We start from the raw sequence: 12,868 nt of genomic DNA on the forward strand, positions 1-12,868 counted from the left end.
CCGGCGCGCCCATCGCGTCGGCCCGCAACGCCACCGACAGCAGGCCGTCGTGAGTCAGCAGGGGAATCGGTTCGAGATGAGCGGCCGAACCGTCGACCGCCGCGGTTCCGGCGTGGACGACGTCGAAATCCGTCCCGCAGCCCGCGCAGCGCAGCAGCCGCTCGCGCAGTTGGGAACCCTTCATCGAGGCGGCGCACACCGGGCAGTGATCCCGGTAGGCGAATGTCCGGTCACCCACCCGGCAGGCCAGCAGGGTCACGCCGTCGATGACGAATCCCGCGACGTCACCGGGGTGCAGCTCGGCAAGCTCGGGGGCCGCGTGCCAGGTGGTAGGTCCATGTCCGTTCGAATGCACGTGCGCCAGTAGCGATTCGGCGGGGATGACGCCCGCCGGACCGGTCGTGTCGGCGGCGGCGACCGCCTCGATCGAGGAGACCTCCGGCGCCGCCGCGCGAACCGCGTCCTGCACGGCTAGCTCCAGGGTGACCGCCGACGACGGGCAGCTCTTGCAGCTGCCTGTGAACGCCAGCCGCACGGTGAATTCGTCCGGGCGTTCGCCTGGAACGACCTCGAGCAGGTCGACGTCGCCGCCATGCGAACCCAGGTAGGGGCGCACCCGATCCAGCGCATCGGCGACCCTGCGGTGCACGTCGTGCGGATGCAGGCCGTGCACCAGGAGCAGGCTGGCCACCAGGTCGTCGGTGGCCAGCCGCTCGACCAGCCCCCCGTCCGGCCGGGGCTCGGCGGCCATCCGCATGATCCGCTCCAGCCCGGCGCCGTACAGCCCGACTACCTCGCGAACCAGTTGTTGCGCATGGTCATACGCGGCGGCCCCGCCCGCGGCGCAGGAATCCAGCAGTGTCTGGATCCGATCGCCAGCTGTGCGCCACTGCGTGTCGGTCTCGGGGTTCGCCGGGCGATCCGCCATGCGTCACTCCTTTAACGGTGCCGACCCGCTGCGCCCGGCTCCGCCATGTGTCACTCCGCAGCGGGTGACTGGGTGGGCGTGTGCAGTCTGTCGAGCGTCTTGCCTTTGCCCAGGTACATGTGCACACCACATGGCAGGCACGGATCGAAGCTGCGCACCGTGCGCATGACGTCGATCCCCTTGAAGCTGTCCCGGCCGTTCTCCTCGAAGATCGGTTGCCCCTGCACCGCGTCCTCGTACGGGCCTGGGGTGCCAAAACTGTCGCGGGGGTTGGCATTCCACGGTGTGGGCGGGTACGGGTGGTAGTTGGCGATCTTGCCGTCCCGGATCACCATGTGGTGGCTGAGCACGCCGCGCACCGCCTCGGTGAACCCGCATCCGATTGCCTCGTCGGGCACCTCGAAGCGCTCCCACGTCTTGGTGCGCCCGGCGCGGATCTCCTCGAGCGCCTTCTCGGCGAAGTGCAAAGCGCACGCCGCCGCGTAGGCCTGGAAGTAGGTGCGCGCCCGGTCACGTTCGATCGTGTTGCTGCCGTACTTGGGGATGTGCCACTCCAATTCGACGGGCCCCTTCAGTGCCGTCTTGGGCAGGTTGATCTTGACGCTGTTGCCGGTCGCCTTGACGTAACCGATGTCGACCAGGCCGGCCAGCGCCGTCGACCACAGCCGGGCCAGCGGGCCGCCGCCGGTGTCCAGCGCCAGGTGGTCCTTGCCGTCGAACCAGCGCGGTGACATCACCCAGCTGTACTTGCCGCCTTCCATGTCGCGCTTCTGCGGGTGCGGGTTGGTGTGCTGGTTCCACGGGTGGCGTCGGTCCACCGAGTTGCCCAGCGGATCGGTCTTGACGAACATCTCCTGGTCGGTCCAGTCGTCGTAATACGAACTGCCCAAAAGGATTCGGATGCCCAGGTTGATGTCCACCAGCGAATGGGTGACCAACTTGCCGTCCACCACCACGCCCGGGGTGACGAACATGGCGTTGCCCCAGCGCTCCATGTCCTTGTATTCGAAGTTGCACACCTCGGGGTCCTGGAAGGAGCCCCAGCAGCCCAGCAGGGTCCGGCGCAGCCCGACCTTCTCGTAGCCGGGCAGGGCCTCGTAGAAGAAGTCGAACAAATCGTCGTGCATGGGCACGACCTTCTTCATGAACTCGACGTACCGCATCAGGCGCGTCATGTAGTCGGTCATCAGCTGGACGGTCGCGACGGTGCCTACCCCGCCGGGGTAGAGCGTCGACGGGTGCACGTGGCGGCCTTCCATCAGGCAGAACATCTCTCGCGTCCAGCGGCTGACCACCAGCGCCTCGCGGTAGAACTCACCGCTGAACGGATTGAGCGAGCGCATGATGTCCGCGATCGTCCGGTACCCGTGGGCGTCCGCGTGCGGGGCGGGCGTCTTCTCGGCCAGCGACAGGATGCTCGGATTGGTCTCGGAGACCATCTTCTCGCAGAAGTCCACGCCGACCAGGTTTTCCTGGAAGATGTTGTGGTCGAACATGTATTCCGCGGCCTCGCCGAGGTTGACGATCCACTCGCCCAGATGCGGCGGCTTGACGCCGTAGGCCATGTTCTGCGTGTAGCACGAACAGGTGGCGTGGTTGTCACCGCAGATGCCGCAGATGCGGCTGGTGATGAAGTGGGCGTCGCGAGGATCCTTGCCCTTCATGAAGATCGAGTAACCGCGGAAGATCGACGAGGTGCTGTGGCACTCGACGACTTCCTTGTTCTCGAAGTCGATCTTGGTGTAGATGCCCAGGCTGCCCACGATCCTGGTGATGGGGTCCCAGGCCATGTCGACCAGTTGGCCAGGTTCCCGCTTGGCTTGGGTGGCTTCAGGGCTGATGGTTGTCATCGCGTTACTTCTTCCCGCTGTGGCTGCTTGCGCGTCGGCTGATGCGGCGACGGCTCTTCGGCTACGAATGTGGATAAGGAGCGCACCGACCCGGTAGGTGACCTACCAGGTGCGGCGCGCTCCAGTGGTGAGTTGGTCGCCGTTGTGGCGCCACCGCGGCTCCTTGTCGACGGTGCGTTCCGTGATACCCCTCAGACTGCGAATCACGGCTCCGTACAAGCCCGACGCGGTGCTCGAGATCTTGCCGCCCGGCGGTTCGTCCATGAACGGCATGAACTTGTCCGGGAACCCCGGCATGGTGCAGCCAATGCAGATTCCGCCGACGTTTGGGCAACCCCCGACGCCGTTGATCCATCCGCGCTTGGGCACATTGCATTTGACCACGGGTCCCCAACAGCCAAGCTTCACAATGCATTTCGGCGACCCGTACTCGGTGGCGAAGTCGCCCTGCTCGTAGTAGCCGGCCCGGTCGCAGCCCTCGTGCACGGTCTTGCCGAACAGCCACTGTGGCCGTAGCGCGTCGTCGAGCGGGATCATCGGTGCCTGACCGGTCGCCATGTACAGCAGGTAGGTCAACGTCTCCGACAGGTTGTCCGGGTGGATCGGGCAGCCCGGCACGCACACGATCGGGATGCCCGCCTTGCTCTTCCAGTCCCAGCCCAGGTAGTCCGGCACGCCCATCGCCCCCGTCGGGTTGCCGGCCATCGCGTGGATGCCCCCGTAGGTGGCACAGGTCCCCACCGCCACGATGGCGGTGGCCTTGGGCGCCAACCGGTCGAGCCACTCACTGGTGGTCATCGGCTGCCCGGTGGCGGGGTCGTTGCCGAAGCCGCACCAATAGCCCTCGTCCTTGATCTTCTCGTTCGGGATGGAGCCTTCGACCACGAGAACAAAGGGTTCCAGCTCGCCGCGATCGGCTTTGAAGAACCACTCCAGGAAGTCGTCCGCGCCTCCGTTGGGTCCGCATTCGAAGTCGATCAGGGGCCAGTGCACCGCGACCTGGGGGAGTCCGGGCAACGCTCCCAAGGCGATCTCCTCGACGCTGGGCTGGGTGGCAGCAGTCAATGCCACCGAATCGCCGTCACAACTGAGGCCCGCGTTTATCCATAGAACATGGATCAATGTTTGTTCTGCCTTGACTGCTGCTTCCGTTGGCATGCTGCAGCTTTCCGGAGCCGGGCTGGGGCTCCTGGCGCCGCCGGAGTCGACCGTCGGCCCACTTGCGCAGCGCTATTTTTTGGGTCTACTCCCGCTATTGGGCGTTGTCAACGGTTCGACATTACTGATTAGTAGGCACGTGTTGTACAGTGGTGAAAAGCCTTGTCGCGCTTAGCTGATCCGCCGCGACGGTTGCGTCGAAACGGGGCGCTGCTCCTGCGAACGTTTCGCAGGAGTGCGCGGGCGGAGGCGCCGTTCAGTCCTCATCCGTGGCGAAGCGCCGCAGCCAGCCGAACCACGCGGCCATACCATCGCCGGTGCGGGCACTGACCGGCAAAATCGACGCTGTCGCATTGACTTTGCGGACGTGGGCGATGTAGCTGTCGACGTCCACGTCCAGGTGGGGCACCAGGTCGATCTTGTTCAGCAGCACCACGTCGACCGACCGGAACATCACCGGATACTTCAGCGGCTTGTCCTCGCCCTCGGTCACCGAGTAGACCATGGCCTTGGCGTGTTCGCCGACGTCGAATTCCGCCGGGCAGACCAGATTGCCGACGTTCTCGATGACCACCAAATCCAGCGCGGCCAGGTCGAGGCCGCGCAGTGCCCGGTTGACCATGGGCGCGTCGAGGTGGCACTCGCCACCAAATCCGTTGCTGGTGTTGAGCAGTGACACCTGGGCGCCGCGGCCCCTGAGCTTGGCCGCGTCCAGGTCGGTGGCGATATCGCCCTCGATCACCCCGATGGCCAGGTCGCCGGCGAGTTCGTCGAGGGTGGCCTGCAGGATGGTGGTCTTGCCGGAGCCCGGGGAGCTCATCAGGTTGAGGGTGCGTACCCCGTTGCGCTCGAACGCCGCCCGATTGGCGTCGGCCCGCATGTCGTTCTCGGCGAAGATCGCCTCCAGCACCTCGACGCGCTGGCCGCCGGTCTGATAGCGGCTGTGGTCGCCGCGGTCGTGGTCGTGCGGGAGGTCATCGTGGGAGTGGGTGTGCACGGTCCCGTCGTCGTGCCGATGAAATCTACCCATCGTCAACGCCTTTCACGAGACATCTTTTTCATGACACGTCCAGCGAGGTCACCAGGAATTCGTCGCCGCGCAGCACCTCGACGTCGGGACTGTCACACCGCGGACACCAGATCGACCAGGGCGAGGTGATCTCGGACTGCCCGCCGCAGGCGCGGCACCGGACTTCGGCGCCGACGCATTCGAGTTCGAGTTCGGCGTCCGGCATGTCCTCGGCGTCGCGGACGAGCGTCCAGCAGAAGGACAGCGACTCGGGCACCACCTGGCGCAGCGCACCGACCCGCACCCGCACCACGTCGACGTGGCGGCCGGCGGCGTGATCCCTGACCACACCGGCGATCGCTTCACACAGCGACAGCTCGTGCATCGCCGATCACCGGCGATCCGCGAGCCGGGCGCAGGCCAACGAGCCCATGAGCACTGTTCTACACCCGAACGGCGATTTGCGGTCGGGCTCTTGGTCGACTCAGGAGGTCCACTTCTCTTCGATGCGTCCGTAGCGCCAGACGAGAAGGGCCACCGCCCAGGTGGCGACGAACATGGCGACGACGATGTAGCCGATCGCGTTGAGGTCCAGCCCGCCGATCCAGCTCCAGAACGCGCCCCGCCAACCGAACTGGTCGGCGAACAGGACGAGCAGTTCGATGCTGCCGATCACCCACGCGACGGCCACCGACAGCGCGGTGATGGTGATGTTGTAGTAGATCTTGCGCACCGGATTGGAAAAGGCCCAGCCGTAGGCGAAATTCATGAACGAGCCATCGATGGTGTCCAGCAGGCACATGCCCGCGGTGAACAGCACCGGCAGGCACATGATGGCGTACCAGGGCAGCCCGGCCGCGGCGCTGGTGCCGGCCAGCACCAGGAGGGCGATCTCGGTGGCGGTGTCGAAACCAAGCCCGAACAACAGCCCGACGGGATAGCAGTGCCAGGACTTGGTGATCGACTTGGTGAAGCGGCCGAGCAACCGGTTGATCAGCCCACGGTTGCCCAGTTGCCGTTCCAGTTCGGCCGCGTCGGTGTCGGGATCGTATTCGCCCCGCCGCAGTCGGGTGAACACCCGCAGGATGCCGACCAGGACGATGAGGTTGAGCAGCGCGATGGCGTAGAGGAACACGCCCGAGACGCTGGTGCCGATCAGCCCGGTGTAATGGTGCAGCGTCGAGGAGTCGTCCTCGACCGGGCCGACGACCGCCTTCACCCCGCACGCCAGCAGCAAGGCCAGCCCGAACACCACGGTGGAGTGGCCCAGGGAGAAGAAGAAGCCCACCGCCAGCGGGCGTTGCCCATCGTTCATCAGCTTGCGGGTGGTGTTGTCGATAGCGGCGATATGGTCGGCGTCGAACGCGTGCCGCATGCCCAGGGTGTAGGCCGTCAGTCCGATGCCGACACCAAATGCCTTGCCGCCCAAGCTGTATTGGGCCGGTGCCACGAGCAGAATCATGGTGAGCCAGCCGAGCAGGTGTAGCGCGACGATCACCGCCAGCATCGTCGCCAGCCGCCACCGCTCCGCCCGCGTCAGGGCGCCGCGAAGCCTGCTCGTCCGTGACGGCCGCCGGTCGATCTCGGTGCTGGCCACTGGGGTCCTTCCGGCGCGTCCTTGCGGTATCGGCTGAGACAACCGGCACGACTGTAAGTACCGCGGCTCGCCAGATGCAAGTGAGTCGCAGGAATTCGCGTGCCGCCGATCGCGCCCGGGACTGGCGATCCGGCCGCATGGGGACGACACTGAACCGGTGACGCCCAACCCGTCGGTACTGGATGCGTCGGTCACCGAGCGGATCGGCGATCTGCTGCGCGCTCGGGGGCTGCGGCGGATGGCCTCGCGAATTCAGGTGCTGGCGGTGCTCGAGCCCGTCAACGGTCACCTGCCGGTGGCCGAGATCGACAAGCGGCTGCGCGAATGCCTGCCGCCCGGCACCCATGCGCCCGACGTGGCGACCGTCTACCGCACGGTGACGACGCTGGTCGATCAGGGGGTGTTGCACGCGTTGACGCTCGAGGGCGGCGTGACGACCTACGGGCTGGCCACCGCGCCGCACCATCACGCGGTATGTACGAACTGCGGCACCATCATCGAGGTGCCCGCCCGGCAGCTGAGTTCGGCGCTCGAGCACGCGATGGCGGGCAGTTCCTTCGCGCTCTCGGAGGCGGCGGGGCTGACGTTGCACGGCCTGTGCCCGCAGTGCCAGGACGACGAGGGCGACGCGCGCTCGCGCCGGCGTTGAGGTCAGCGCAGGCCCAGTAGGGCGTTCTCCACCACCTCGGGCAGCGCCGGATGGATCCAGTACTGGCCGCGGGCCATCTCCGCCGCGGTGAGTCCGAAACTCATGGCCTGGACCAACGGCTGAATGATCGACGATGCCTGGGTTCCCATGATGTGCGCGCCCAGCAGCCGCCCGGTGCCGCGCTCGGCGATGAGCTTGACGATTCCGGTGGTGTCCTCCGACGCCCAGCCGTAGGCGACGTCGGCGTAGTCCTGAATCTTGGTCGAGATCTTGAAACCCTGTGCGATGGCTTCGTTTTCGGTCAGCCCGACGTAGGCGATCTGCGGATCGGTGAACACCGCCGACGGCACGTAGCGGTGGTCGGTGAGTGCCATCGCGTCGGTGTCGTCCCAGTCGCAGAGCAGGTTGTGCTGCACGACGCGCGCCTCGTGGTTGGCGACATGCTTGAGCTGATACGGCGAGGAGACGTCGCCGAGGGCGAAGACGCCACGCGCCGTGGTGCGCTGGTAACAGTCGACGGCCACCAGGCCGTCCTCGACGGCGACACCGGCCTGCTCGAGGTCGAGTCGATCGGCGTTGGAGACCCGCCCGGTCGCCACCAGCAGCGCGTCGGCGTGCACCGTGTGCCCGTTGTCGAGTTCCACCGCGACGTCCGAGCCCTCGTTCTCGGCGCCCACGACGTTGCGGTGGGTGTGCAGCTCCCATTTGCTCGACGCGATGCGGGTGAAGCGCTTGCACACGATGTCGTCGCAATGCCGCAGCAGGGCAGAGCCCCGGATCACCAGGGTGACCCGCGAGCCCAGCGAGGAGAAGATGTGGGCGAATTCGGCTGCCACGAAGCCGCCCCCGACGATCACCAGATGCTCGGGCAGCTCCGAGATTCGCATGATCGTGTCGCTGGTGTAGTAGCGGGCGCCGCACTCGAGGATCGCCGGGGGCACCACCGCTCGTGCCCCGGCGGCGATCACCACCTGGTCGGCCGCGAATTCGTCGCCCGCATCGGTGCGCAACAGGTAGCGGCCGTCGGCCTGCACGCCACCGAATCGGGTGTGCTGCTTGTAGACATCGATGTTGGGTGCGGCGTTCCGGTAATCCTCACCGCTGACCCCGATCGGGTCGATGCGCCCGAAGACGCGCGAGACGATGTCGTCCCAGCGCACCTGGTCGATGCGTGCGTCGATGCCGAAACGCGCCGCGCCCCGGATGGTCTGGGCTACCTCTGCGGCGTAGACGAACATCTTCGTCGGGATGCACCCGACGTTCAGGCAGGTGCCACCGAACGTGCCCTCTTCGCAGATCGCCACCCGCTTTTCGGCGAACCGGTCATCGAGAATGCTGTTGCCAGAACCGGTTCCGATGATCGCGACGTCGTAAGTCTCCAAGCCGTCACCCCTTTCGCAGCGATGCCGAGGCGTCGTTGTCGGCGCGCAGGTAGCCGTCCAGCCAGAGGTCCAGCTCCCGATAGGCGACTTCGCGTGGCCCCTGCAGCGACAAGAACACGTCGTGCTTGGCGTCGGGCACCGGAACTACGCTGCCGCGGTTGCCGATACAGCCGGCCCAGCGGGCGATCTGGGTGACGTCGAGGACCGCGTCGCCGCGCTGCATGGCCGCCGAATCGGTGCTTTCGTGCACACTGTGGTCCGAGCGCAGGATCAGGTTGGGCACACCGACGTCCAGGCCGCGATGCAGCCGGGCCTGGCCGCGGCGGATGGCGTGCAGCCAACCGAAGGTGATCGGGAAGCCGCCGACCGGTTTCCACTGCAGGTCGTAGTCGAACTCGCCGCCGTAGTCGCGGTGCAACGTGGTGCCGTAGCCACCCTCACCCGGCGAGCGGGCCACCCCCTTGGACCGCACCCGGGACAGGCCCGCGATCAGCGCCACCGTCACGGAATGCCGCAGGATCGGCGGCCCGGGCAACTCCAAGAACGGGCTGTTGAGCACCAGGCCGCGAACGGCCGCGTGGGCGGCCGGGTTTCGTCGGCGCAGCCGGTCCAGCCACAGCGACACGATGAGCCCACCCGCGGAATGCGCGTACACCAGCACCTGGCCGTGTTCTGCGACCGCGGCCAGCGCCTGGTCGAGTTCGGTCTGGTAGTTGGTGAGGTCGGTGATGAAGTGCGGCGTCTGGCCGTCGCGCCGCGACCGCCCACACTTGTGCAGGTCGAGCGCGTAGAAGGTGAAGCCACGGGCCGCGAAATGGTCGGCCAGTTCGGTGTGGAAGAAGTAGTCGGTGTAACCGTGCACCGCGAGCACCGCGCGCCCATCAGGCCGCCGGCCCGACTGCCGGGACTCGGGGCCGCGCCGTATCAGGGTCGCGACGATGTCACCCTCGCCGGCAGGATCGGACCCCAGGACGATGGTGCGCTGCCAATAACCGGGGAGGACATCGGGCACCCAGCCGGTCGCTTCGCCGGTCACCCCGCCAGTCGCCCCGCCTTTCACCAAGCCAGCTTAGAGCTTTTGCTGGCCACGGGGTGCCGCACGCCGTTCGCGGCGACATGGCCTCGGGATAACCTGAGGATCGGCCCAGTCAAGGGAAGGACCAGCAAGCCGGTGTCAGCGCTAGCCACAACCACGCGGACGGACGTCGTGCTGGTGGGCGCAGGCATCATGAGCGCGACGCTGGGAGCGTTGCTGCGCCGCCTGCAGCCGGACTGGTCGATGACCTTCGTGGAGCGCCTGGACGCCGTCGCCGCCGAGAGCAGCAGCCCTTGGAACAACGCCGGCACCGGGCATTCGGCGCTGTGCGAGCTGAACTACACGCCACAGCGCGCCGACGGCTCGATCGACATCAGCAAAGCGGTGCGCATCAACGAGCAATTCCAGGTGACCCGCCAGTTCTGGGCCTACGCCGTCGAGAACGGCATCCTGACCGACCGAGGATTCCTCACCGCGATCCCGCACGCGAGCTTCGTGCGCGGCGCGCAGCGCGTCGACTACCTCCGGCGACGGCAACGGGCCCTGGCGCCCAACCCGCTGTTCGCCGGCATCGAATTGATCGAGGACCCCGGTGAGTTCGCCCGCCGGCTACCGTTCATGTCCGCCGGGCGCGACTTCTCCGAACCGACGGCGCTGAACTGGGCCGCCCACGGCACCGACGTCGACTTCGGTGCCCTGTCACGACAACTCGTCGGGTTCTGCGTGCGCAGCGGCGCGACCGCGTTGTTCGGTAACGAGGTCCGCAACCTGTCCCGCCAGCCCGACGGCACCTGGACGCTGCTGGTCCGCAACCGGCGCACCGGCGAAAAGCACCGGCTGAACGCCAAATTCGTCTTCGTCGGGGCAGGTGGTGACGCGCTGCCGCTGTTGCAGAAGTCCGGCATCGGCGAGGTGAGAGGTTTCGCGGGATTCCCGATCGGCGGGCGGTTCCTGCGCGCCGACAACCCGGCGCTGACGGCCGCGCACCGCGCCAAGGTATACGGCGCGCCCGCGCCGGGCGCCCCGCCGCTGGGTGCGCTGCATCTCGACCTGCGCTATGTCAACGGCAAGCCGTGGCTGGTGTTCGGCCCGTACGCCGGCTGGTCGCCGAAGTTCTTGAAACACGGCCACTTCACCGATCTGCCCCGTTCGGTCAAGCCGAACAACCTGGCCTCCCTGGTCGGCGTCGGCATCACGCAGCTGACGCTGGTCAGGTACCTGGTCGGCCAGCTGCGGCTGTCCGTCCCGGACCGGCTGCGCATGCTGCGCAAATTCGCCCCCGGCGCACAGGGTTCGGATTGGGAGCCGACGGTGGCCGGTCAGCGGGTGCAGGTGATTCGGCGGGACAAACGCAAGGGCGGGGTGCTCGACTTCGACACCACGGTGGTGGGTGCGGCCGACGGAAGCATCGCGGGCCTGCTCGGCGGCTCTCCGGGGGCGTCGACCGCCGTGCCGATCATGCTCGGTGTGCTGGAACGCTGTTTTGCCACCCGCTTTCAGTCGTGGCTGCCCGCGCTCAAAGAGATGGTCCCGTCGCTGGGGGCGACGCTGTCGGATGAGCCGGCGCTGTACGACGAAGTCTTTTCCTGGGGAACGCGGGTTTTGGGGTTGAGCGATGCGGGCGTAGCTCCCGCAAGCGATGAGGAGGAGCGGCGCCAGTGACAGAAGCACTGCGACGTATTTGGGCCAAAGATCTTGACGCTCAAACACTTTACGAGTTACTCAAGCTGAGGGTGGAGGTATTCGTCGTCGAACAAGCGATCCCCTATCCGGAACTGGACGGGCGGGACCTGCTGGCCGAAACCCGGCACTTCTGGCTGGAAACGCCGGACGGCGAGGTGATCTCCACCCTGCGGCTGATGGAGGAGCACGCCGGGGGTGAAAAGGCGTTCCGGATCGGGCGACTGTGTACAAAACGCAATGCGCGCGGTCAGGGCCACACCACCCGGCTACTGCGCGCGGCGCTGGCCGAGGTGGGCGACTACCCGTGCCGGATCAACGCGCAGACGTATCTGGCGGAGATGTACGCCCAGCACGGATTCGTGCGCGACGGCGACGATTTCCTTGACGACGGCGTTCCGCACGTGCCCATGCTGCGGCCCGGTTCGGGATTGGCGGCAAAACGGTGAAGCCCTACCCGTTCAGCGCGATCGTCGGGCACGATCAGCTGCGCCTGGCGCTCTTGCTGTGCGCCGTGCGCCCGGAGATCGGCGGCGCGCTGATCCGCGGCGAGAAGGGCACCGCCAAGTCGACGGCCGTGCGCGGCCTCGCGGCATTGCTGTCCGACGCCACCGGCAGCGACGCCGGGCTGGTCGAAATGCCGCTCGGGGCAACCGAAGACCGCGTGATCGGCTCGCTGGATCTGCAGCGGGTGCTGCGCGACGGCGAGCACGCGTTCTCGCCGGGCCTGCTGGCCCGGGCACACGGCGGGGTGCTGTACGTCGACGAGGTCAACCTGCTGCATGACCACCTGGTCGACGTGCTCCTCGACGCCGCGGCGATGGGCCGGGTGCACATCGAACGCGACGGCATCTCCCACTCGCATGAGGCCCGGTTCGTGTTGATCGGCACCATGAATCCCGAAGAGGGCGAACTGCGTCCGCAACTGCTGGATCGGTTCGGGCTCACCGTCGACGTCCACGCCTCGCGCGACGTCGACGTGCGGGTGCAGGTCATCCGGCAGCGGATGGCCTACGAGGCCGACCCGGAGGGTTTCGCCGCGCGCTACGCCGACGCCGATGCCGAGCTGGCCCGGCGCATCGCCGCGGCGCGCGCGCTCGTCGGCGATGTGGTGTTGCCCGACAACGAATTACGGCGCATCGCGGCGCTGTGCGCGGCGTTCGACGTCGACGGGATGCGCGCCGATCTGGTGGTGGCCCGCACCGCCGTCGCGCATGCCGCCTGGCGCGGCGCGGACACCGTCGCGGAATCCGACATCCGGGTGGCCGCCGAACTGGCGTTGCCGCATCGGCGCCGCCGCGACCCGTTCGACGACCCGGGCATCGACCGCGACCAGCTGGACGAGGCCCTGGCGCGGGCCGGTTCCGACCCTGACCCCGACCCCAACCCCGAACCCGATCCCGACCCGCCCGGCGGTGGTCAGTCCATCGACGCGGAAGAAACCGCGTCGCAACAGAACTCGGCACGGGACGGCAAGCCGGCCCCGCCAAAGACCAGACCCAGTGCGCCGCCGTCGAAAACCTTTCCCACCCGCGCGCTGCGGGTTCCCGGTGTCGGCGAGGGCGCGCCCGGGCGGCGG

The 12,868-nt window shown here is 67.4% G+C and carries 12 protein-coding genes; 4 read left to right on the top strand and 8 right to left on the bottom strand.

The features are described 5' to 3' along the window. The 6 genes from A5646_RS13990 to A5646_RS14015 all read right to left on the bottom strand — a co-directional run. A partial coding sequence (locus A5646_RS13990) for a NifU family protein (RefSeq protein WP_067022137.1) occupies window positions 1-928 on the bottom strand: 928 nt, incomplete at its 3' end. 50 nt (window positions 929-978) lie between these two features. Continuing rightward, a complete protein-coding gene (locus tag A5646_RS13995) occupies window positions 979-2,778 on the bottom strand; it encodes a nickel-dependent hydrogenase large subunit (RefSeq protein WP_066870337.1) in 1,800 nt (599 codons plus the stop codon). 102 nt (window positions 2,779-2,880) lie between these two features. After that, complete coding sequence (locus A5646_RS14000) at window positions 2,881-3,936, bottom strand: hydrogenase expression protein HypE (protein ID WP_066870342.1); 1,056 nt, start codon at window positions 3,934-3,936, stop codon at window positions 2,881-2,883. Between the two features lie 256 nt (window positions 3,937-4,192). Then, the gene (hypB, locus tag A5646_RS14005; protein ID WP_066870345.1) at window positions 4,193-4,966 is read right to left on the bottom strand and encodes a hydrogenase nickel incorporation protein HypB; all 774 of its coding nucleotides are present in this window, start codon (window positions 4,964-4,966) and stop codon (window positions 4,193-4,195) included. 28 nt (window positions 4,967-4,994) lie between these two features. Further along, entirely contained in the window at window positions 4,995-5,330 is a 336-nt protein-coding gene (locus A5646_RS14010) for a hydrogenase maturation nickel metallochaperone HypA (RefSeq protein WP_066870348.1), read from the bottom strand. A 99-nt stretch (window positions 5,331-5,429) separates the two neighbouring features. Next, window positions 5,430-6,542, bottom strand: coding sequence for a HoxN/HupN/NixA family nickel/cobalt transporter (locus A5646_RS14015; protein WP_066876125.1), 1,113 nt, complete (start codon window positions 6,540-6,542; stop codon window positions 5,430-5,432). A gap of 157 nt (window positions 6,543-6,699) precedes the next feature. Here A5646_RS14015 and A5646_RS14020 point away from each other — a divergent pair, with 157 nt between their 5' ends. After that, window positions 6,700-7,191, top strand: coding sequence for a Fur family transcriptional regulator (locus A5646_RS14020; protein ID WP_067022139.1), 492 nt, complete (start codon window positions 6,700-6,702; stop codon window positions 7,189-7,191). A 2-nt stretch (window positions 7,192-7,193) separates the two neighbouring features. Here A5646_RS14020 and mtr read toward each other — a convergent pair whose 3' ends face one another. Together mtr and A5646_RS14030 are read right to left on the bottom strand one after the other, a co-directional pair. Next, window positions 7,194-8,573, bottom strand: a complete 1,380-nt coding sequence (mtr, locus tag A5646_RS14025; protein ID WP_067022141.1) for a mycothione reductase — start codon at window positions 8,571-8,573, stop codon at window positions 7,194-7,196. 4 nt (window positions 8,574-8,577) lie between these two features. Beyond that, the gene (locus A5646_RS14030) at window positions 8,578-9,585 is read right to left on the bottom strand and encodes an alpha/beta hydrolase (RefSeq protein ID WP_066866990.1); all 1,008 of its coding nucleotides are present in this window, start codon (window positions 9,583-9,585) and stop codon (window positions 8,578-8,580) included. Between the two features lie 159 nt (window positions 9,586-9,744). Here A5646_RS14030 and mqo point away from each other — a divergent pair, with 159 nt between their 5' ends. The 3 genes from mqo to A5646_RS14045 form a co-directional block, all read left to right on the top strand. Next, window positions 9,745-11,271 carry a malate dehydrogenase (quinone) gene (gene mqo / locus A5646_RS14035; RefSeq protein WP_082984735.1) on the top strand — a complete coding sequence of 509 codons (1,527 nt, stop codon included), beginning with the start codon at window positions 9,745-9,747 and terminating at the stop codon, window positions 11,269-11,271. Next, window positions 11,268-11,738, top strand: a complete 471-nt coding sequence (locus tag A5646_RS14040) for a GNAT family N-acetyltransferase (protein ID WP_066877891.1) — start codon at window positions 11,268-11,270, stop codon at window positions 11,736-11,738. Before mqo ends, A5646_RS14040 begins: the two co-directional genes overlap by 4 nt. Beyond that, on the top strand, window positions 11,735-12,868 hold a 1,134-nt coding region (locus A5646_RS14045; RefSeq protein ID WP_156765601.1), incomplete at its 3' end, for an ATP-binding protein. The genes A5646_RS14040 and A5646_RS14045, both read left to right, overlap by 4 nt.

The organism is Mycobacterium sp. 1245499.0 (assembly GCF_001673615.1).
Classification (GTDB): Bacteria; Actinomycetota; Actinomycetes; order Mycobacteriales; family Mycobacteriaceae; genus Mycobacterium; species Mycobacterium europaeum_A.

Coding starts and splice junctions, on each gene's coding strand:
- A5646_RS13995 (WP_066870337.1), bottom strand. CDS start 2,778: ATGACAACCATCAGCCCTGAAGCCACCCAAGCCAAGCGGGAACCTGGC.
- A5646_RS14000 (WP_066870342.1), bottom strand. CDS start 3,936: ATGCCAACGGAAGCAGCAGTCAAGGCAGAACAAACATTGATCCATGTT.
- hypB (WP_066870345.1), bottom strand. CDS start 4,966: ATGGGTAGATTTCATCGGCACGACGACGGGACCGTGCACACCCACTCC.
- A5646_RS14010 (WP_066870348.1), bottom strand. CDS start 5,330: ATGCACGAGCTGTCGCTGTGTGAAGCGATCGCCGGTGTGGTCAGGGAT.